The organism is Microbacterium sp. NPDC090014 (assembly GCF_044748285.1).
Lineage (GTDB): Bacteria > Actinomycetota > Actinomycetes > Actinomycetales > Microbacteriaceae > Microbacterium.
Genome location: NZ_JBIVFS010000002.1, coordinates 524,132 through 544,500, shown reverse-complemented (window position 1 = coordinate 544,500; position 20,369 = coordinate 524,132). Strand labels below are relative to the sequence as shown.

General features: G+C 68.7%; 17 protein-coding genes and 1 tRNA gene. 6 read left to right on the top strand and 12 right to left on the bottom strand.

The window, feature by feature from the left end; genetic code table 11:
* Positions 1 to 399: 399 nt before the first annotated feature.
* The gene (acs, locus tag ACIPV5_RS16005) at positions 400 to 2,367 is read left to right on the top strand and encodes an acetate--CoA ligase (RefSeq protein ID WP_400341858.1); all 1,968 of its coding nucleotides are present in this window, start codon (positions 400 to 402) and stop codon (positions 2,365 to 2,367) included.
* Positions 2,368 to 2,446: 79 nt separating this feature from the next.
* On the opposite strand, the gene ACIPV5_RS16000 is transcribed toward acs, so the two are convergent.
* Together ACIPV5_RS16000 and ACIPV5_RS15995 are read right to left on the bottom strand one after the other, a co-directional pair.
* Positions 2,447 to 2,905 carry a RidA family protein gene (locus tag ACIPV5_RS16000; protein ID WP_072591626.1) on the bottom strand — a complete coding sequence of 153 codons (459 nt, stop codon included), beginning with the start codon at positions 2,903 to 2,905 and terminating at the stop codon, positions 2,447 to 2,449.
* On the bottom strand, positions 2,902 to 3,126 hold the full coding sequence (locus ACIPV5_RS15995) for a DUF4177 domain-containing protein (RefSeq protein ID WP_053097373.1): 225 nt from the start codon (positions 3,124 to 3,126) through the stop codon (positions 2,902 to 2,904). The genes ACIPV5_RS16000 and ACIPV5_RS15995 overlap by 4 nt, the downstream gene beginning before the upstream one ends.
* A 78-nt stretch (positions 3,127 to 3,204) precedes the next feature.
* Here ACIPV5_RS15995 and ACIPV5_RS15990 point away from each other — a divergent pair, with 78 nt between their 5' ends.
* From ACIPV5_RS15990 to ACIPV5_RS15970, 5 genes are all read left to right on the top strand, one after another.
* Positions 3,205 to 5,793: a transglycosylase domain-containing protein gene (locus ACIPV5_RS15990; protein WP_400341856.1), complete on the top strand. Its 2,589-nt coding sequence runs from the start codon at positions 3,205 to 3,207 to the stop codon at positions 5,791 to 5,793.
* On the top strand, positions 5,790 to 6,725 hold the full coding sequence (locus ACIPV5_RS15985) for a metallophosphoesterase (RefSeq protein WP_072591628.1): 936 nt from the start codon (positions 5,790 to 5,792) through the stop codon (positions 6,723 to 6,725). Before ACIPV5_RS15990 ends, ACIPV5_RS15985 begins: the two co-directional genes overlap by 4 nt.
* Before the next feature lie 53 nt (positions 6,726 to 6,778).
* Positions 6,779 to 6,852 (top strand) — tRNA-Pro (locus ACIPV5_RS15980).
* 69 nt (positions 6,853 to 6,921) lie between these two features.
* Positions 6,922 to 7,398: a VanZ family protein gene (locus ACIPV5_RS15975; protein ID WP_072591629.1), complete on the top strand. Its 477-nt coding sequence runs from the start codon at positions 6,922 to 6,924 to the stop codon at positions 7,396 to 7,398.
* Complete coding sequence (locus tag ACIPV5_RS15970) at positions 7,395 to 8,150, top strand: HAD-IIB family hydrolase (protein ID WP_295104669.1); 756 nt, start codon at positions 7,395 to 7,397, stop codon at positions 8,148 to 8,150. The genes ACIPV5_RS15975 and ACIPV5_RS15970 overlap by 4 nt, the downstream gene beginning before the upstream one ends.
* Before the next feature lie 34 nt (positions 8,151 to 8,184).
* Here the strand turns inward: ACIPV5_RS15970 and ACIPV5_RS15965 are convergent, their stop codons facing one another.
* The 10 genes from ACIPV5_RS15965 to ACIPV5_RS15920 form a co-directional block, all read right to left on the bottom strand.
* Positions 8,185 to 9,444 carry an alpha-hydroxy-acid oxidizing protein gene (locus ACIPV5_RS15965; protein WP_400341854.1) on the bottom strand — a complete coding sequence of 420 codons (1,260 nt, stop codon included), beginning with the start codon at positions 9,442 to 9,444 and terminating at the stop codon, positions 8,185 to 8,187.
* A 10-nt stretch (positions 9,445 to 9,454) separates the two neighbouring features.
* Positions 9,455 to 10,177, bottom strand: coding sequence for a FadR/GntR family transcriptional regulator (locus tag ACIPV5_RS15960; RefSeq protein WP_072591632.1), 723 nt, complete (start codon positions 10,175 to 10,177; stop codon positions 9,455 to 9,457).
* Positions 10,178 to 10,315: 138 nt separating this feature from the next.
* A complete protein-coding gene (locus ACIPV5_RS15955; RefSeq protein WP_056279839.1) occupies positions 10,316 to 10,969 on the bottom strand; it encodes a thymidine kinase in 654 nt (217 codons plus the stop codon).
* A 7-nt stretch (positions 10,970 to 10,976) separates the two neighbouring features.
* Complete coding sequence (locus ACIPV5_RS15950) at positions 10,977 to 12,449, bottom strand: malate:quinone oxidoreductase (protein WP_053099206.1); 1,473 nt, start codon at positions 12,447 to 12,449, stop codon at positions 10,977 to 10,979.
* 83 nt (positions 12,450 to 12,532) lie between these two features.
* Positions 12,533 to 13,603 carry an aspartate-semialdehyde dehydrogenase gene (locus ACIPV5_RS15945; RefSeq protein WP_400341852.1) on the bottom strand — a complete coding sequence of 357 codons (1,071 nt, stop codon included), beginning with the start codon at positions 13,601 to 13,603 and terminating at the stop codon, positions 12,533 to 12,535.
* 262 nt (positions 13,604 to 13,865) lie between these two features.
* Entirely contained in the window at positions 13,866 to 15,149 is a 1,284-nt protein-coding gene (locus tag ACIPV5_RS15940) for an aspartate kinase (RefSeq protein WP_053099207.1), read from the bottom strand.
* Between the two features lie 95 nt (positions 15,150 to 15,244).
* Positions 15,245 to 16,183, bottom strand: a complete 939-nt coding sequence (locus tag ACIPV5_RS15935; RefSeq protein ID WP_072591634.1) for a DMT family transporter — start codon at positions 16,181 to 16,183, stop codon at positions 15,245 to 15,247.
* A complete protein-coding gene (recR, locus tag ACIPV5_RS15930) occupies positions 16,180 to 16,773 on the bottom strand; it encodes a recombination mediator RecR (RefSeq protein WP_053097391.1) in 594 nt (197 codons plus the stop codon). Before recR ends, ACIPV5_RS15935 begins: the two co-directional genes overlap by 4 nt.
* Positions 16,773 to 19,184, bottom strand: coding sequence for a DNA polymerase III subunit gamma and tau (locus ACIPV5_RS15925; protein WP_400341850.1), 2,412 nt, complete (start codon positions 19,182 to 19,184; stop codon positions 16,773 to 16,775). The genes recR and ACIPV5_RS15925 overlap by 1 nt, the downstream gene beginning before the upstream one ends.
* A gap of 104 nt (positions 19,185 to 19,288) precedes the next feature.
* On the bottom strand, positions 19,289 to 20,368 hold the full coding sequence (locus ACIPV5_RS15920) for a DUF2207 family protein (RefSeq protein ID WP_400341848.1): 1,080 nt from the start codon (positions 20,366 to 20,368) through the stop codon (positions 19,289 to 19,291).
* Position 20,369 lies beyond the last annotated feature (1 nt).

The following is a 20,369-nucleotide window of genomic DNA, read 5'->3' as shown; positions in this document are numbered from 1 at the left end:
GCTCACGGCGGATCCGCGGGGTCGCCGCGGCGCTCCCGCGACGACCACTGTGAGCAACGTCTGGACGATGGCATCGGTGCAGAGCGGGTGTGGACGGCGTCAGATCGCGAGCCACAGGATGGGAGCGCTCCCGGCATAGAGATGGGCGGCACCTCACGGGGGGAATGAGATGCCGCCCACGGCGTCCCTCATGGGGGAATCGGGCACGCCAAGGCCAGAATGAGAATTCGGCTGTCGTCGAGTGTACGCAAGGCGACCGTCCTGACAAAACCCGTCGGACTACCGACTTTCGGCAGTAATGCGATGTCCGTGCCCGGGACTAGATTCGCCCTGACCTGATCGCGTCAGAGATGCGTTCATGCCCGCACGACCTGCCACGCCGCAAAGGAGCGCCTGCCGATGAGCAGCCAGATCGATCACCTTCTCGATGAGACCCGCCAGTTCCCGCCGTCCGAGGAGTTCGTCGCCCAGTCGGTCTCGTCTCCCCGGCTGTATGAGAATGCGTCGACCGACCGCGAAGCCTTCTGGGCCGACCAGTCACGCGAACTGCTGGAGTGGCACAAGCCGTTCACGCGCGTGCTCGACTGGTCGACCCCGCCGTTCGCGAAGTGGTTCGACGACGGCGAGCTCAACGTCGCGTACAACTGCCTCGACCGCCACGTCGAGGCGGGCAACGGCGACCGTGTCGCTCTCCACTGGGAGGGCGAACCGGGCGACTCCCGGTCGATCACCTACGCCGAGCTGACCGAGGAGGTCAAGCGCGTCGCGAACGTGCTGGAGGGGCTCGGCATCGGCCATGGCGACCGCGTCGCGATCTACCTGCCGATGATCCCCGAGGCGGTCGCATCGATGCTCGCCGTCGCCCGCGTCGGCGCCATCCACTCCGTCGTGTTCGGCGGGTTCAGCGCCGACAGCCTCCGCTCGCGCATCGATGACGCAGGGGCGAAGCTCGTCATCACCGCCGACGGCGGCTACCGCAAGGGCCGCGTGTCCGCGCTCAAGCCGGCCGTCGACCAGGCGCTCGCCGACCGCGGCGACGGCGAGCAGCAGACGGTCGAGCACGTGCTCGTCGTCAAGCGCGGCGAGAACGAGGTCGACTGGGAGGACGGTCGCGACCTCTGGTGGCACGAGGTCGTCCCCGCGGCCTCCCCCGAGCACACTGCCGTGGCCTTCCCCGCCGAGAACCCGCTGTTCATCCTCTACACCTCCGGGACTACGGGAAAGCCCAAGGGAATCCTGCACACCTCCGGCGGGTACCTCACTCAGGCCGCCTACTCGCACAAGTACGTGTTCGACCTGCATCCCGAGACCGACGTGTACTGGTGCACCGCCGACATCGGGTGGATCACCGGACACAGCTACGTCACCTACGGTCCGCTGGCGAACGGCGCGACCCAGGTCATCTATGAGGGCACGCCTGACGCGCCGCACCCCGGGCGCTGGTGGGAGATCATCGAGAAGTACAAGGTCTCGATCTTCTACACGGCGCCCACCGCGATCCGCTCGTTCATGAAGATCGGCCGCAGCGTGCCCGCGAAGTTCGATCTGTCGTCGCTGCGCCTGCTCGGCTCGGTGGGCGAGCCCATCAACCCCGAGGCGTGGATCTGGTACCGCGACGTGGTCGGCGCGGGCAAGACGCCCATCGTCGACACCTGGTGGCAGACCGAGACAGGCGCGATCATGGTCTCTGCACTGCCCGGTGTCACCGCCACCAAGCCGGGATCCGCCCAGGTGCCGCTGCCCGGAATCTCGATCGACGTCGTCGACGAGTCGGGCGCCGAGGTGGGCAACGGCAACGGCGGCCTCCTCGTCGTCACCGAACCGTGGCCGAGCATGCTCCGCGGCATCTGGGGCGACCCCGAGCGGTTCACGGAGACGTACTGGGAGAAGTTCGAGAAGCAGGGCTACTACTTCGCCGGTGACGGTGCGCGCCTCGACCAGGACGGCGACCTCTGGTTGCTCGGCCGGGTAGACGACGTCATGAACGTCTCCGGACACCGCCTCTCGACGGCCGAGATCGAGTCGTCGCTCGTCGCACACGAGGCGACGGCCGAGGCCGCGGTCGTCGGCGCGGCAGATGAGACGACCGGTCAGGCCGTCGTCGCATTCGTGATCATCAAGGAGAGCTACCTCTCGGCGCACGACCCCGCCGGACTCGCGCAGCAGCTGCGCCTCTGGGTGGGTGAGCAGATCGGCGCGATCGCACGGCCCCGCGACGTGTACATCGTGGGCGAGCTTCCGAAGACGCGCTCGGGCAAGATCATGCGGCGTCTGCTGCGCGATGTGGCTGAGGGGCGCGAGGTCGGAGACACCACCACGTTGGCCGACACCGCGGTGATGAGCATCATCTCGGCGCAGGTCAAGTAGCACGGATACAGCAAACGCCCCCTTCCGAACCGATCCGGAAGGGGGCGTTGCCGTGTGCGCGTGGTGAGGGGTGGCGACCTCAGGCCAGGATGAACGTGGCCTCCACTTCGACCGGGCTGTCGAGCGGGAGCACCGGCACACCGACGGCCGCGCGGACATGCTGCCCGGCGTCGCCGAAGATCTCGCCGAGCACCAGGCTCGCCCCGTTGATCACGCCGGGCTGGCCGGTGAAATCGGGGGTGGATGCCACGAAGCCGCCGAGCCGCAGCACTCCGGCGATCCTGTCAACGCCCCCGGCCGCAGCCGCAGCCGCCGCGAGAGCGTTCAGGGCGCAGGTGCGCGCATAGGCGTTGGCGTCCTCGGCGGTGACCTCTGCCCCGACCTTGCCCGTCGCGGGCAGCGTTCCCTCGACGAAAGGCAGCTGGCCGGAGGTGTAGACGAGTCCGTCGTGCACGACCGCCGGGACGTAGGCTGCGACCGGCGCCGCGACGACGGGGAGCTCGATGCCCAGCTCGGTCAGGCGCTCAGAGACGCTCATGCCGCTCCCCCTTCGAACTGGCGGGACGCCTCGGCTGCGGCAGCGAGACCGGCGTTGCCCGAGGCATCCGCCGTCACCGGGCGCTTGAAGTAGGCGACGAGCCCACCCTCGGGGCCCTGGATGACCTGCACGAGCTCCCAGCCCTGCTTGCCCCAGTTGTTGAGGATCGCTGCGGTGTTGTGGATCAGCAGCGGGGTGGTGAGGTACTCCCAGGTGGTCATGGCTCTCCTGTCTGGCGGCATCCGCGACGGCGGCTGCGTCAAAGGCGGTATTCAGGGAACTCCCCTACGATCTAGCGTATGCCTCAAAAGAATCGCACGGTGAAAGGTGCGCTCGGCGGAGTCCTCGGACTCGTCGGGCTGAGCACCGTCGCCGGTCTCCTCGTCGCGGCCAGCGTCACTCCGGTGCTCGCCATGACCGGTATCGCCGGGTCGCAGGCCCTCACCATCTTCGAGGACCTCCCCGAGAACCTCCAGGTCGGCGCTCCGATGCAGCAGTCGACGATCTACGCGACGGGTCTCGACGGCAACCCCGTCGCACTGGCGTCGTTCTACGAGCAGAAGCGCATCCCGGTCGCCTACGACCAGGTCGCGCCCGTGATGTACGACGCGATCCTCTCGAGCGAGGACAAGAACTTCTACACCCACGGCGGAATCAACCTCGGCGCGACGATCAAGGCCGCAGTCGGGAACGTCGCCGGCACGACCGATCGAGGAGCGTCCACGATCACCCAGCAGTACGTGAAGAACGTCCAGGTGCAGGAATGCGAACAGGACGTCGATCCTGGAGCCGAGGACTACTCGAAGCAGATCGAGCAGTGCTTCCTCGATGCGGCAGTCGCGAAGGGCGGCGAGGGCGTCGAGCGCAAGCTGCAGGAGATGCGCTACGCGCTGAAGATCGAGAAGGACTACTCGAAGAACGAGATCCTCCTCGGCTACCTCAACATCGCCAACTTCGGCGGCACCATCTACGGCATCGAGGCCGCAGCGAACCGGTACTTCTCCACCAGCGCGGCGAATCTCAGTCTCGCGCAGGCGGCGACGATCGCCGGCATGGTGCAGGAGCCCAACCGATTCCGCATCGACCGCCCCGAGGGAATCTGGACGGATGACGCCGGCGTGGCGCACAACGGGGACGCCGACGGCTACAAGGACACGAAGGATCGCAGAGACTACGTCCTCAATCGGATGCTCGCGGACGCGAAGATCACGCAGGCCGCGCACGACGAGGCCGTCGCCTCGCCGGTCACGCCGCTGCTGAGCGAGCCCCAGCAGGGCTGTGCGGCCGCGGGCGACAACGCGTACTTCTGCCAGTACGTGAAGGCCGTCATCGAGAACGACGAGGCGTTCGGCGCCACGGAAGAGGAGCGTCGCTCGAACCTCCGCCGCGGCGGAATGGAGATCTACACCTCCCTCGATCTGCGGGTCCAGCAGCCCGCGATCGACGCGGTCAGGGCGCAGGTCCCGCAGGCGATGCCCGGGATCCTCGTCGGTGGCACCGGAGTGTCGATCGAGGCGTCCACGGGTCGCGTCCTCGCCATGGCACAGAACACCGTCTTCAACGAGACGACCGAGGCCAACCTGGCTGCCGGCGAGACCTCTCAGGTCTTCGCCGCAGACAAGGCGCACGGCGGCTCGACCTACGGGTTCGAGACGGGATCGACCTACAAGCTGTTCACGCTTCTGAGCTGGCTGGAGTCCGGCCACTCCGTGAACCAGGTCCTCGACGGTCGCCTCAAGACCTTCAGCCCCTTCACCAGGTGCGGGGACAAGGTGACGAACAGCTCCAAGATCAACAACTTCGGCAACTCCGGCGGCTCGGTGGGCAGCGTGCGACAGTTCACCGCGCAGTCCCTGAACACCGGTTTCCTCGCGATGGCGCAGCAGCTCGATCTCTGCGACATCAACGAGGTGGCGAAGCGACTCGGCGTCCACTACGGCAACGGCGACGACATCACGGTCGGCGGAACGAACGCCAACACCGCTCCGAACGATCCGTTCCCGACGGTTCTGGGCTCGAAGAGCGTGGCTCCTCTGCAGATGGCCGGCGCCTACGCCACCGTCGCCAACAACGGCGTCTACTGCGAGCCTCGCGTGATCGACCGGGTCGTCGGCGAGGACGGCGCGGAGATCACTCCTCCCGCGCAGAAGTGCTCCCCGCAGCTCACCCCTGAGGTCGCCGCGACCGCCGCGTACGCACTGCGAGGCGTCATGGAGGGCAACGGCACCGGAACGAGGGCCAACCCGTACGACGGAACCCAGCTGATCGGCAAGACCGGTACCGCCGAGAAGGAGCACACCATGCTCGTCGAGTCGAGCACCAAGGTGACGACAGCGGTGTGGGTCGGAAACGTCGACGGCCGCGTGCCGCTGAACGACTTCCGCAACGGCAACGGGACGCGACTCGGCGACATCCGCTACGGCCTCGCCAAGGCGATCCAGGGTGCCGCGGATGCCGTGTACCCCGCGGAGGACTTCCCTCGCCCCGACGACAAGCTGGTTCGTCAGGTTCTGACGAACGTTCCCGACGTGGTGGGCAAGTCCGTCGGCGAAGCGACCTCTCTCATCGAGGCTGCGGGCTTCACCGCAGCCGTCGGACCCGCCGTGGACGGTCCCGCCGGCGATGTCGTCATGGCGCAGGACCCGTCCGGACAGGCCCCGAGCGGTGCGACGATCACGATCTCGCCGAGCAACGGCCAGGGCGCGACGGTGCCCGACATCACCGGACAATCGAAGGCCGAAGCGCAGAGCGCGCTGTTCGGGGCAGGGTTCTCGTCGATCGACTTCGACGGGTCATGCAACGGTCAGAACGCCGCGGTCACGTCCACCGACCCGGCCGCGAACACACCGACGACGAAGAGCACGTCCATCAAGGTCCGCTGCAAGTGACGTCTCGCCACGCGGCGCACCCGGCCCTCATCGCGCTCGGCGCGGTGGGGGCCGCTGGTGCCGCAGCCGCCGTCTGGGGCATCGGCATCGAGCGCTACCTCTTCACGGTGCGTGAGGCGACCGCATCCGCTCTCGCCCCGGGTTCCGCACCGTTGCGCGTGCTGCACATCTCGGACGCGCACATGGCTCCGTGGCAGCACCGCAAGCAGGACTGGCTCGCGTCACTCGCGCAGCTGAAGCCCGATCTCATCGTCAACACCGGCGACAATCTCGGACACCGCGACGGTCTCGCCGGGATCAGACGTGCCTTCGAGCCGTTCGCCGGAATCCCCGGTGTCTTCGTGCACGGTTCCAACGACGTCATCGGCCCCTCGCCGCGGAATCCGATCCGCTACTTCGCCGGCCCGTCGCAGCGCCCGCGAGAGCTGAACTTCCTCGACACCGATGCGATGGACGCGTACTTCACCGACGAGCTCGGATGGACGAGCCTGAACAACGCCGCAGCGCGACTCATGGTGGCCGGCAGTCCCCTGGACCTGTTCGGCGTGAGTGATGCGCACTGCGACTGGGACCGGCTCGAAGACCTGCCGGACGCCATCGATGCTCTCGGTCCGCGGACTGCCGGCACATCCGTTCTCGGCGTCACGCACGCGCCCTATCAGCGCGTCCTGAACGGGTTCGTGGAGATGGGCGCCGACGCCATCCTCGGAGGCCACACGCACGGCGGTCAGGTGTGCCTGCCCGGTTTCGGTGCTCTCGTAGCGAACTGCGACATCCCGCTGAAGCAGGCGAAGGGTCTCAGCACGTGGACTCAGGGCGATCGCGCCGTGCCCCTCAATGTCAGCGCGGGCTGCGGACACTCGATCTACGCGCCGATACGCTTCGCGTGCCGCCCCGAGGCGACGCTGCTGACCCTGACGGCGCGCGGTTGATGCCTCGATTCGGCGCTGGGAGCATTTCGCTGTAGACTCGGAGGGTTGCAAAACGGGGTGTGGCGCAGCTTGGTAGCGCGCTTCGTTCGGGACGAAGAGGTCGCAGGTTCAAATCCTGTCACCCCGACAAGTAACACCGGAAGGCCGTCCTCACGGGCGGCCTTCTCTGTATCCGGAACGAGGAGAAAGGCACCGCATGAGTCGCTTGCTCCCCCCGCCTCGACGACTGACCCGAGGCATCGCCCTCGCTCTCGCCCTGCCGTTCTTCGGCGGCATCGCGCTGCTGACGCTCACGCCGACGCGCATCGAGCAGTCCATGCCGAACCTGCTCGATCTCGTGCTGTCCGTTTCGCACCGACTGGGGTGGGAGTCTCTTGATTTCACCCGCCTCGAGGTCATCGCCAACGTTCTGGTCTTCGTGCCCATCGGCATCCTGGCGTTCATCCTCGTCCCCCGCCGTCTCTGGCCGCTGGCGCTCGCCCTGGGCCCGGCAGTGTCCCTCTCCATCGAGGCCGCCCAGCGCCTCGCCCTGCCGAATCGCACGGCCACCGTGTCCGATGTGATCGCGAACTCCGGCGGCGCGCTGATCGGCGTCGCGCTCGCGATCCTGTGCACCCTCCTCTTCGCTCCGCGTGTCTCTCAGCACCGCCCGTCTACTCTGGAAGCATCATGACCTCGCCTGCACTCGTCGCCTTCGATCTCGACGACACCCTCGCCCCGTCGAAAGAGCCCATCGATGCTCGCATCGCCTCGTTGCTGCTCGCGCTGCTGCAGCGGGTCGAGGTCGCGATCATCTCGGGCGGCAACGAGGCGCAGTTCCGCGCTCAGGTGATCGCGCGGCTCGGAACAATCGACGAGGCGGCCGCGGCGCGACTGCACCTGCTCCCCACCTGCGGCACACGGTACCTGCGCCACGACGGCACCGATTTCTCGCCGCTCTACGCCCACGACCTCACCGCGGAGCAAAAGGCCGGCGCTCTCGCCGCCCTGCGCGAGGAGGCGGAGCGTCTGGGGCTGTGGGAGTCTCAGCCCTGGGGTGAGATCCTCGAGGACCGCGGATCCCAGATCACCTTCTCCGCGCTCGGGCAGAAGGCTCCCCGCGATGCCAAGCACGAGTGGGACCCATCCGGTACGAAACGAGAAGCCCTTCGGGACGCCGTGGCGGCGAGACTCCCCGAGCTCGAAGTGCGATCCGGCGGTTCGACCTCCATCGACATCACTCTGGCCGGCATCGACAAGGCCTTCGGCATGAAGCAGCTCGCCGAGCACACCAGCATCCCCCTCACCTCGATGCTGTTCTACGGTGACCGACTCGATGAAGGCGGCAACGACTACCCCGTCCTGGCGATCGGAGTGCCCTCGGTCGCGGTCGAGGGGTGGGAGGACACCGCAGACAAGCTCGACGAGCTTCTCGCGACCCTCTGACCGCCCACCCCTCCCCTCGAATCCGGGGACGAGGTCAGCGGACGACGACCTCCGACGCGGCGCGTGCGACCGGCACGAGGCGCGTGAGCTGAGTGACGTGCGACGGCTCGAGCTCCGCGAGTGAGGCGACCCCCAGAAGACGCATGGTGCGTTCGATCTCCGTCCGCAGGATCTCGATCGTGCGGTCGACGCCCGCACGGCCGCCGGCCATGAGGCCGTAGAGGTAGGCGCGGCCGATGAGGGTGAAGTCCGCTCCGAGCGCGACCGCCGCGACGATGTCCGCGCCGTTCATGATCCCCGTGTCGACCATGACCGTGAAGTCGTCGCCCACGGCGGTCCGGACCTCCGGCAGAAGGTGGAACGGAATGGGTGCGCGGTCGAGCTGCCGCCCGCCGTGGTTGGAGAGCACGATGCCGTCGACGCCGGCGTCACGCAGGCGCACCGAATCCTCGACGTTCTGCACCCCCTTGATCACGATCTTGCCCGGCCAGATGTCACGGATCACCGCAAGGTCGTCGTAGCTGATCGTGGGGTCCATCGCCGCGTCGAGCAGCTCGCCGACCGTGCCGCCGGTGGTGCTCAGCGACGCGAACTCCAGCTTCGGGGTCGTCAGGAAGTCGTACCACCACCACGGACGCGGGATGGCGTTGATGATGGTGCCGAGCGTGAGTTGCGGCGGGATGCTGAAGCCGTTGCGCTTGTCACGCAGCCGCGCTCCGGCGACCGGGGTGTCCACCGTGAACTGCAGCGTGTCGAAGCCCGCGGCGGCAGCACGGCGAGTGAGTTCGTAGGAGATCTCGCGGTCGCGCATGACATAGAGCTGGAACCAGTTGCGTCCGTGCGGGTTGGCCGCCTTCACGCCCTCGATCGACGTCGTGCCCAGGGTCGAGAGGGTGAACGGGATGCCGGCCGCCGCCGCCGCTCCCGCGCCGGCGACCTCGCCCTCTGTCTGCATGAGACGCGTGAAGCCTGTCGGCGCGATGCCGAACGGGAGCGCCGACGGGCTGCCGAGGATCTCGACCGCGGTGTCGACATCCGGAGCCGGCCGGAGGATCCCGGGGTGGAACTCCACATCCTGGAACGCCTGGCGTGCCCGCGTGAGCGACAGCTCGCCCTCGGCGGCGCCATCGGTGTAGTCGAACGCGGCCTTCGGCGTGCGCCTCTTGGCGATCGTGCGCAGGTCGTCGATCGTGAGCGCCGAGTCGAGACGGCGCTTCTTGCCGTTGAACTCGGGCTTCTTGAACTTCATCAGGTCGAGAAGCTCTGCGGGGTTGGGAACCTGGCGCTGGACCATGGCTGTCCTCTCAGTCGGTGGGTCGGACGCTGCGGGTGAGCCCCGCCGCGGTGTAGTAGCCGGTGATGTGCGCTCGGACGAGGGTCTGGGCGGTCGCCGCGTCACCCGCGGCGATGGCCTCGATGATGGCTCGGTGCTCGGCGCGCAGCAGGTCTGCCATGGCATCCCAGTCGGCGATGGATGAGGCGCCCTGCTGCACGTACGACTCGATGGACGTGCGCAGGCCCGCCATGATCGCGGCGACGACGGTGTTGCCGCTCGATTCCGCGAGGGCGAGGTGGAGCTGGGCATCGAGGGCGAGGAACTCATCAGGCGTCAGGGCGCCGACGTCCATCGCATCGAGCACGCTGTGCGCCGCGGTGAGATCGGGCGCGTGCTGGCTCGCGAGAGCGGCGACGACCGCGTCTTCGAGCAGCAGTCGGGTCTGCACCACGTCCGCCAGCGGAAAGCCCTGTGCGGCGACCTGGAGGCGCAGAAGCGTCGACATACCACCGGAGGGGGTCGCGATCACGATCGCGCCCGACTGCGGCCCCGAGCCGGTCGAGGTGCGGATCAGCCCCATGACCTCGAGCACGCGCAGCGCCTCTCGGACGCTCGAGCGCCCGACACCCAGGTCTGCGGCGAGCTCGCGCTCCGAGGCGAGACGATCACCGGGGCCGAGACGCCCGTCGAGCAGGTCGCTCTCGACGTGTTCGAGCACGAGCCTCCAGGCGCGGGCTGGCTGCTCCGGCATCCGCTCTCCTCATCGTGTGCATCGGCGGCATCGATCCTCGACGCGGCTGTGGTCTGACCACAGTACCGTGTGTGGTCAGACCACGCAATCGGGGTACGACGACACAGCGCCCGAGGGCGGAGCAGGACGCGAGGGCATTCAGCCCAGCCGCCCACCCGACTCTTCGAGGTAGCACGCGCCGCACAGCGACTCGTAGGTCGTGATCTCCGGCGCCAGCGATCCGTCAGCGCCCTCGTCGATGGCGACCTGGTCGCCGTCGAAGACGAACCGACCACCGATCACACGACCGTTGAAGACGGCCTTGCGCCCGCAGCGGCAGATGGTCTTCAGCTCCTCGAGGGAGTGCGCGATCGCGAGCAGACGAGCCGACCCCGGGAAGGCGTGGGTGAGGAAGTCATTGCGGATGCCGTAGGCGATCACCGGGATGCCGTCCTCGATCGCGATGCGGAAGAGGTCGTCGACCTGCTCCGCCGTGAGGAACTGCGCCTCGTCGATCAGGAGGCAGGCGACATCGATCGACCCCCCGCGGACCGGTTCATCGGCGACCGCACGGCGCACGCGATCCCGGTGCTCGTCGAAGAGCTCGCGGACGTCCGCATCGGGAGCGATGAGATAGTCGACGTGCCGCGTGACACCGAGTCGACTCGCGATCTCGGATGCACCCTTGGTGTCGATCGCCGGCTTCGCGAGCAGCACGTGCTGGCCGCGCTCCTCGTAGTTGTACGCGGCCTGGAGCAGCGAGGTGGACTTGCCCGAGTTCATCGCCCCGTAGCGGAAGTAGAGCTTCGCCACCGGCGCGCTACTCGTTGATGCCGAGCGTGGCCGCCGTCGCCGCGGTGGACTTCGCCGCCAGCTCGGGGTCCTTGTTCAGCTGCTCGCCGAATGTCGGGATGAGCTCGCGCAGTTCCGACTCCCAGCCGGGGTACTCGTCGGGGAAGCACTTCTTCAGCAGATCGAGCATGATCGGCACGGCGGTGGAGGCGCCGGGCGAGGCGCCGAGCAGACCGGCGATCGAACCGTCGGCCGCGGACACCACTTCGGTGCCGAACTGCAGGATGCCGCCCTTCTTGGGGTCCTTCTTCATGACCTGGGCGCGCTGCCCCGCGTCGATGAGCGTCCAGTCCTCGTCCTTCGCCGTCGGCATGAACGTGCGCAGGCTGTCGACCTTCTTGGCGTGGTTCTTCAGCAGCTCCCCCACCAGGTAGGTGATGAGGTCGGGATTCGCGAACGCGACGCGCAGCATCGGCCACAGATTGTGCGTGCGCACCTGCGACACGATGTCGAGCATCGAGCCGTTCTTGAGGAACTTCGGGCTGAAGGTCGCGAACGGACCGAACATCAGGGAGGCCTCGCCGTCGACCACGCGCGTGTCGAGGTGCGGGACCGACATGGGCGGGGCGCCCACCGAGGCCTGCGAGTACACCTTCGCCTTGTGCTGCGCGACGATCTTCGGGTTCGAGGTCTTGAGGAACTGCCCGCCGATCGGGAAGACACCGTAGCCCTTGATCTCGGGGATGCCCGAGCGCTGCAGCAGCTTGAGCGCCCAGCCGCCGGCGCCGACGAACACGAAACGCGCCTTGATCTGGTTCGGCGTGCGACCGATCGTCGTGCGGTAGTTGATGAGCCAGGTGCCGTCCTTCTGCTTCTTCAGGCTCTTGACCTCGTGGTTGGTGCGCAGCGCGACGCCCGACTCGGTGAGGTGGTCGAAGAGCTGGTGCGTCAGCGCACCGAAGTCGACGTCGGTTCCGGCGGGCACGCGGGTGGCCGCGAACGGCTCGCCCTTACGGCGCTGCTGCATGAGCAGCGGCGCCCACTTGTTGATGACGCGGGAATCCTCGCTGTACTCGATGCCCTCGAACAGCGGCTGCTTCTTCAGGACCTCGTAGCGGTCCTTGAGGTACTTGACGTCCTTCTCACCGCGCACGAACGTCATGTGCGGCGTCGCGTTGATGAAGGTCGACGGCGCATCGAGCACGCCGCGATCGACCAGAGACGACCAGAACTGACGACTCTGCTGGAACTGCTCGTTGATCGAGACGGCCTTGGCGGGGTCGAGCGGAGCGCCCTTCTGCTGCGGCATGTAGTTCAGCTCGCAGAGCGCCGCGTGGCCGGTGCCCGCGTTGTTCCACGGGTTCGACGATTCCTGAGCCACATCGGAGAGTCGCTCGAACGCGACGATCTTCCAATCCGGCTGCAGCTCGTGCAGAAGGGTACCCAGGGTGGCGCTCATGATGCCACCACCGATCAAGACGACATCGACGGTTTCGGTCACCACGACAGTCTAGTTCGCGGTCACGGCACGACAGACCACGCGGGGCCGTCCGGCGAGACCGGATCCGCATGACCGCGATGCGGTCAGGCTATGGCGACCAGGCGCTCGGCGAGGATCTCGGCGATCTGCACCGCGTTCAGCGCCGCGCCCTTGCGCAGGTTGTCGTTGCTGATGAACAGCACGAGGCCCTTGTTCTCGGGAGCGGACTGGTCGGCGCGGATTCGTCCGACGAAGCTCGGGTCCTTGCCCGCGGCCTGGAGCGGCGTGGGCACCTCGTCGAGGACGACACCGGGGGCTGCGGCGAGCACCTCGGCGGCGCGCTGCGGCGTGATGTCGCGGGCGAACTCGACGTTGATCGAGAGCGAGTGGCCCGTGAAGACGGGAACCCGCACGCACGTGCCGGCGACACGGAGGTCGGGCAGCTCGAGGATCTTGCGGCTCTCGTTGCGGAGCTTCTTCTCCTCGTCCGTCTCGTTCTGACCGTCGTCGACCAGGTTGCCCGCGAACGGGATGACGTCGAACGCGATCGGAGCGACGTACTTCTCGGGCTCCGGGAAGTCGATCGACGAGCCGTCGTGCACGAGGCGCAGCGTGTCGCCCTGGGCGAGGACGCCCTCGACCTGCCCGAGGAGCTCCTGCGCACCGGCGAGACCCGAACCGGAGACGGCCTGGTAGGTCGAGACGATCAGGCGCTCGAGACCCGCTTCGGCGTGCAGCGCCTTCAGAACCGGCATGGCTGCCATGGTCGTGCAGTTCGGGTTGGCGATGATGCCGCGAGGGCGGTCGTCGATCGCGTGCGGGTTGACCTCGCTGACGACCAGCGGAACCTCGGGATCGTTGCGCCAGGCGCTGGAGTTGTCGACGACGACGGCTCCGGCCTCGGCGAAGCGGGGAGCGTATGCGCGGCTGGCGGTCGCGCCGGCCGAGAAGAGGGCGATGTCGATGCCCGCGGCATCCGCCGTCTCGACATCCTCGACGATGACGGTCGCGCCGTCGAACTCGATGGCGGTGCCTGCGGAACGCGACGAGGAGAACAGGCGCAGCTCACGGATCGGGAAGGACCGTTCGGCGAGAATCTCGCGCATCACGGTGCCCACCTGGCCGGTGGCGCCGACGATGGCGACGGAGAGTCCTGAGTCGGAGATGCGGGTCATGATGTTCCTTGGCGTCGTGCAGTGCTGCATGCGAGGCTTCAGGCGCGACGTCGGGATGCGGATGCCGCGCCTGGCGCCGATGTCAGGGTTTCGGTGAGTCTACCGTGCCGTCCGGTGATCGAGGACCGACCGTCGGGCGGGGTGCGGGCCGGGCCAGCATCCCGAGTCAGTTTTGCGGATCGAGTCACGATTCGCGGACGGGATCAGCTGACACTTCCGCAGATCGTGCGGTCATCCGCAGATCGTGCGCGATCGGCGAGGGTCAGCGACCGGTGCCGGCGTGGACCGTGGCCTCGGCGTCGCCGTCGAGTCCGTACGCGGTGTGCACGGTGCGGGCGGCCTCGGCCAGGTCGGTGTCGCGGAGCACGACCGAGATGCGGATCTCGGACGTCGAGATCATCTCGATGTTGATGCCACCGGCCGACAGCGCCTCGAACAGCGTCGCGGAGACGCCCGAGTGCGTCCGCATACCCGCTCCGACGACCGACAGCTTGCCGATCTGATCGTCGTGCACCAGGTTCTGGAAGCCCACTTCGGTCTGCTCCCCCGCGAGCGCCTTGAGCGCAGCCGAGGAATCGGCCTTGGGAACCGTGAACGAGATGTCGGTGCGACCCGTGGCCGACACGTTCTGCACGATCATGTCGACGTTGGCGCCGGACTTCGCGACGATCTTGAAGATCTCCGCCGCCTTGCCCGGCACGTCCGGAACGCCGGCGACGGTGATCTTGGCCTGGCCGAAATCGGTGGCGACACCGGCGACGATCGGTTCTTCCATGGCTGCTGCTCCCTCGGCTTCGCGGGGGTTCTTCATACCCTCGCCCAGAACGTATGTGCCCTCGGACGACGAGAACGTCGAACGGGCGTGGATCAGGACGCCGTGACGGCGTGCGTACTCGACAGCGCGGATGTAGAGCACCTTCGCGCCGTTGGCGGCGAGCTCGAGCATCTCCTCACTGCCGATGTGGTCGAGCTTCTGCGCCTTCGGGATGACGCGGGGGTCGGCCGTGAAGATGCCGTCGACGTCGCTGTAGATCTCGCAGACGTCGGCGTCGAGGGCCGCGGCGAGAGCGACGGCCGTCGTGTCCGAGCCTCCGCGTCCGAGCGTGGTGATGTCGCGGGTGTCGCGGTTGAAGCCCTGGAAGCCGGCGACGATGACGATGGCCCCCTCGTCGAGCGCTTCGCGCAGACGGATGGGGGTGACATCCACGATGCGGGCGGCGCCATGCTGCGAGTCGGTGATCATGCCCGCCTGGCTGCCGGTGAACGACCGCGCCTCGAAGCCCATCGAGTGGATGGCCATGGCCAGGAGCGCCATCGAGATGCGCTCACCGCTCGAGAGCAGCATGTCGAGCTCACGCGGAGCGGGAATCGGCGCGACCTCGTTGGCGAGGTCGAGCAGCTCGTCGGTCGTGTCGCCCATCGCGCTCACGGCGACGACGACGTCATGGCCGGCGCGACGCGTGTCGACGATGCGCTTGGCGACGCGCTTGATGCTCTCTGCGTCGGCGACTGAGGAGCCGCCGTACTTCTGCACGATGAGGGCCACGTTCACTCCCTGGGATGTCGGGCGGATCCGCCCACCCCCATTCTACGTTTGGCGCATATGCGCTTCTTCGCATGTGACGGTGGCGCCCGGGTGGGTCAGGGCGCGGGCGGCAGGGGCACTGCAGGCAGGTCGGCTCGGGCAGCGGCCTGGGGACGGAGGCGCCCGCCGGTGGCCGCGAACCAGCAGCCCGCGATGATCAGCGGGAATCCGATGAGCAGGCCCGGCGTCAGCGGCTCGGCGAGCACGATCGCACCGAGGATGATCGCCACGACCGGGTTCACGTAGGTGAACAACGGCGCGCGGACGGGGCCGACCTCGCGGATGAGAGCGAAGAATGCCAGGAAGGCGACGGCGGTGCAGATGACGGCCAGCGCGAGGAGCGCGAAGATCGAGGGAAGCGTCGGCATCTGGTGCTGCGTGAGCAGACCGATGGGCAGGTAGATCACGCCGATCATCAGCAGCGACAGCGTGATGGTGCCGAGCGAGGGGACGTCGTTCAGCTGTCGAGCGACGATGAAGGGGGCGATGGCATAGAGGATGGCGACCAGCAGCACCTCGCCGGCCGCGATCAGACTGACCTCACCACCGAACAGTCCGGGCCCGGCGACGACGATCGCGACGCCGATGAATCCCACGAGAAGACCGATCCCCCGCGCCGGGCGCAGGACTCCCCGGTCTCCCCCGCCCAGTGCGATGAGCGCCGCGAACAGCGGCACGGTCGCGACGAGCAGACCCGTCATGCCCGAGGGCAGGGTCATCTCGGCGTGGCCGAGCAGCACGAACGGACCCGCCATCTCGACGAGGCCGAACGCGAGCACCCAGGGCCAGTGCTTCCACGCCGCTCTCAGCGCACCGCCGCGAAGCGCGAACGGGAGGAGGAGCAGCGCCGCGATGAGGGTGCGCCCGGCGACGATCGCGGGGGGCGACAGGGACTCGACCGCGATGCTGATGAACAGGTACGGCACGCCCCACAGCAGCGCCATTGCCCCGAAGAGCAACCACCCGCGTCGCGAGAAGCCGCCCTGTGCGTTCACAGCACGCGCCGGCCCTCGAATGCGCGCCCGAGAGTGACCTCGTCGGCGTATTCGAGGTCGCCACCGACCGGAAGGCCGGAGGCGAGGCGGGACACGGTGATCTGCATCGTGGTGAGCAGGCGGCTGAGGTAGCTCGCAGTCGCCTCGCCCTCGAGATTGGGGTTCGTCGCGAGGATGACCTCCTGCACCGTGGCGTCGCCGAGACGCGACATCAGCTGGGCGATGCGCAGGTCGTCGGGGCCGATGCCGGCGATCGGGCTGATCGCGCCCCCGAGCACGTGGTACAGGCCACGGAACTCGCGGGTGCGTTCGATCGCGGCGACGTCCTTCGCGTCTTCGACGACGCAGATGACGGCCGGATTGCGTCGGGGGTCGCGGCAGATCGCACAGCGTTCCTGCTCTGCCACGTTGCCGCAGATCTCGCAGAAGCGCACCCGCAGCCGCACTTCCACGAGCAGCTCGGAGAGACGCGCGACGTCGAATGTCGGCGTCTGCAGGATGTGGAAAGCGATGCGCTGCGCGGACTTGGGGCCGATTCCGGGGAGTCGACCGAACTCGTCGATCAGCTCCTGGACGATGCCGTCATACATCAGGAGAACCTCGTCGGGGGCTCGTAGGGCTCTTCGCGAACGAACGTCGCGCCGAGCACCTGGCGGATCACGGCCTCGCCGTAGCGCTGGACTCCCCCGGCGGGGGCGCGCTCGGTGATCGCCGGGGCTGCGGCGGCCGAAGCCACTCTGCGCGCAGGGGCTGCCTGTGCGGTCGTCGACCGCGCGGAGGGAGCGGTCGACGGCGAGCCTCCGGCGGGCGGCGCCGCCTGCGACATCGGCTCCGGCTCGTACGACGGGTCGTAGGGCGGCTCGTCGTCGAAGTACGGCGGCTCATCGTCGATGGGCGGAGGTGCGTCGTCTCGGATCTCCGGTGAGACGTCACTCGTCGCGCGGCTCTGAGCCGCCGCCGTCTGAGGCGCCGCCGTCTGAGGCGCCGCCGTGGCAGAGGTGGCAGCAGGCACAGACGCCGCCGGCGGAGCTGTCACCGGCGCGGGCTCAGCGAGCTCGGATGCCGGGATCGACGCCACCGCCCACTCGGTGACGGGGGCCGAGGAACTCCCTGTCTGAGGAGCCGACGACCGAGCGGCCACGGTCTCCGTCTTCGGCGACTCACCACGCGGCTTCTCGGCGTGCGGGGTCTGCGATCGCGGTGACTGAGCTCGCGGTGAGTCCGCTGACGCAGGCTCCGATGCGGGCGCGTCGTCGGTCGGGCGTCCCGATGAAGGCGTCGCGGGCTGACGAGGCGCTCCCCCCGCTGGCATCGGAGCAGGGAGGTACTTGACGCGCACGCCGAGCTCCTGCTCGATGGCGCCGCGCAGATGGTCGGAGGGACCCGAACCCGGCGTCGTGCCCTTGAACTTGGCGACATCGTGCTGGCTGGCGAAGCCCAGAGTCAGCACCTCGGTCTCCGTGACGTATGCGAGCGGCTGGACGGCGGTGGCCAGCAGCCACGACGTGCGGCTGACGCTCTCGAGCCGCTTGAGGACGGCCGGCCAGGCGGCGGTGATCTGCTCGAAGGCGACCGGCCCGGAGGGCGCTGCGACCTCGGCGGCCGGTGCGGCGTCGACAGCCGGTGCCGCGTTCGACGTCGCATCGGCAGGGGTCGCTTCGGCCGTGTCGGACTCCCCGGTCTCCCCGCCGGCCGGTTCGGTCGTGGTCGCCGGTCGATCGGCCGCAGCCTGAGGAGCAGCGGCGGGAGCGGCGGGAGCAGCAGCTGCGGGAGCAGCCGACGAAGCAACGGGAGCGGCGGGAGCCGCCTGTGCAGGCGCGGACGCCCGCGGCGGGGCGGAGGCGGCAGCGGCCGGTGCGGACGGGACGGCGGCGACGGCATCCGCTCCCGCAGCGAGCACGCGAGCGACCATCAGCTCGAGGTGCAGTCGGGGCGAGGTGGCGCCCGACATGTCGTCGAGGGCGGCGCTGACGATGTCGGCCGTGCGCGAGAGTCGGGCCGACCCGAAGGAATCGGCCTGCGTGCGCATGCGCGCGAGCTCGTCGTCGGCGATTCCACGGAGCACCGACGACGCTCCCGCACCCACAGCCGCGATCACGATGAGGTCGCGCAGACGCTCGAGCAGATCGTCGACGAAGCGACGCGGGTCCTGGCCGGTCTGCACCACGCGGTCGATCGCCGGGAACGCCGCTGCGGCGTCGGCGCCGGCGAGCGCATCGACGATCTCGTCGAGCAGCGCGGCGTGCGTGTAGCCGAGGAGCGCCACGGCGCGCTCGTAGGCGACGGTCACGGTCTCGGAACCTGCGGGCGAGTCGGAACCGGCGATCAGCTGGTCGAGAAGAGACAGGGTGTCTCGCGGCGAGCCTCCCCCGGCGCGGACCACCAGAGGAAGGACACCGCGCTCGGCGACCACGCCCTCTTCGCCGCACAGCTTCTCGACGTACTCGAGCATCGCCGCCGGGGGCACCAGTCGGAACGGGTAGTGATGCGTGCGCGAGCGGATCGTGCCGAGCACCTTCTCGGGCTCGGTCGTCGCGAAGATGAACTTGACGTGCTCGGGCGGCTCTTCGACGAGCTTGAGGAGCGCATTGAACCCCTGCGGCGTCACCATGTGCGCCTCGTCGAGGATGAAGATCTTGTAGCGATCGCGGCTGGGGGCGAACGTCGCCCGCTCGCGCAGATCGCGGGCGTCGTCGACGCCGTTGTGGCTGGCCGCGTCGATCTCGACGACGTCGAGCGAGCCACCGCCCGCCCGCGACAGCTCGACGCAGCTCGGGCACTTTCCGCAGGGCACGTCAGTCGGGCCCTCCGCGCAGTTCAGGCAGCGGGCGAGGATGCGCGCAGACGTCGTCTTTCCGCATCCACGGGGTCCGGAGAAGAGGTAGGCGTGGCCGACACGGTCGCCGCGGAGCGCAGTCATCAGCGGTTCGGTCACCTGGGACTGCCCGATCATCTCGCCGAACGACTCGGGGCGGTAGCGGCGGTAGAGGGCTGTGGTCACCAGAACAGCCTACGGCGTGCCACGGACGTTCAGGCAGACGAGCGCCGACGATCGCGCCCGGGATCCGCGACGCGCCGCTGAGACGGCCGAGGTTCGGCGAAGGCTCACGACGACGCGGCCTCGAAGACGCCGCCGACCACCTCGACGACCCCGCCCGTCGCGTCGACCAGCTCGCCGACCGCACTCACCAGATGCACGACGCCACCCACCACTTCGATCACCTCGACCACGGCTCCCGCGACCTCCATCGCGCCCTCGATCCCCTCGGCGACCCGCAGGGCCTGCGACTCGGTCTGCAGCACAGCCGTCCATGACCGTTCCAGACCGAAGAGCACCGCATAGGGCAGCAGTCGCTCGTTCAGCAGGAACCTCCGCAGTCGTTCCGCCGACGCCGCCGACGAGACGTCCGCCCGCAGATCCGCCCCGTCCGTCGACTGCGAGAACCGCAGCGGCTCCGCCTCGGCGAGGGCGATGTACTCGCGCATACCGGCGAGGTGCGCGCGCAGCGGCTGCGCCGCAGGGCGGAACCGGCGCCACGCCCGCGGAGCGACCACGATCGCCGCGACCGCCGCGACCAGGCCGACGACCAGCACGGCGTAGAGAGCCGCACCCGGCTCGCTCACCGACCAGGCGGCTATGAGCAGCAGAAGGCAGATGCCCCCCACCAGCACCGCGGCGACGCGGATCAGGAACGTGGCCCACCCGCGTCGACTCCGGTCGATGAGCCCCGCGGCCGCGAGCCGCTTCTCCGCCTCGTCGAGGACACCGCGCACCCGGCTGTGCAGAGCCCGGGCATCCGCACTGAACCGTCGCACCCGCCCCGGGGTGTGATCCGGCCCGAACAGCGCCTCGAGCACGCTGAGCTCCTCGGACGTGAACGTCGCACCGTCGACGACCTCCATGCCGACGGGTGCACGCCGGTGCGACCTGCCGGTCGTCGCCGCGTCGGCGTCGACCAGCAGCCGCACCTTGCGCTGCACGGCCAGATCGATCAGCGCGGCGGCTACGGCCTTCCGATCCGCGTTCAGCAGCAGCGCGTCGTGCAGCACGGTCGCACCCTCGGCCGGGCTGAACCGCGCACCGGGGGACGCGACGCGCTGCACCGAGCGCGCCCGCTCGACCACCGCGAGCACGAACAGGAGCAGCGCGGGCGCGAGTCCGAACAGCGCTGCGGTGATCAGCACC

Bases quoted from the DNA above. Each gene is read 5' to 3' on its own strand.
- acs (WP_400341858.1), top strand. From the start codon at position 400: ATGAGCAGCCAGATCGATCACCTTCTCGATGAGACCCGCCAGTTCCCG.
- ACIPV5_RS16000 (WP_072591626.1), bottom strand. From the start codon at position 2,905: ATGAGCGTCTCTGAGCGCCTGACCGAGCTGGGCATCGAGCTCCCCGTC.
- ACIPV5_RS15995 (WP_053097373.1), bottom strand. From the start codon at position 3,126: ATGACCACCTGGGAGTACCTCACCACCCCGCTGCTGATCCACAACACC.
- ACIPV5_RS15990 (WP_400341856.1), top strand. From the start codon at position 3,205: ATGCCTCAAAAGAATCGCACGGTGAAAGGTGCGCTCGGCGGAGTCCTC.
- ACIPV5_RS15975 (WP_072591629.1), top strand. From the start codon at position 6,922: ATGAGTCGCTTGCTCCCCCCGCCTCGACGACTGACCCGAGGCATCGCC.
- ACIPV5_RS15970 (WP_295104669.1), top strand. From the start codon at position 7,395: ATGACCTCGCCTGCACTCGTCGCCTTCGATCTCGACGACACCCTCGCC.
- ACIPV5_RS15965 (WP_400341854.1), bottom strand. From the start codon at position 9,444: ATGGTCCAGCGCCAGGTTCCCAACCCCGCAGAGCTTCTCGACCTGATG.
- ACIPV5_RS15960 (WP_072591632.1), bottom strand. From the start codon at position 10,177: ATGCCGGAGCAGCCAGCCCGCGCCTGGAGGCTCGTGCTCGAACACGTC.
- ACIPV5_RS15945 (WP_400341852.1), bottom strand. From the start codon at position 13,603: ATGACCCGCATCTCCGACTCAGGACTCTCCGTCGCCATCGTCGGCGCC.
- recR (WP_053097391.1), bottom strand. From the start codon at position 16,773: ATGTATGACGGCATCGTCCAGGAGCTGATCGACGAGTTCGGTCGACTC.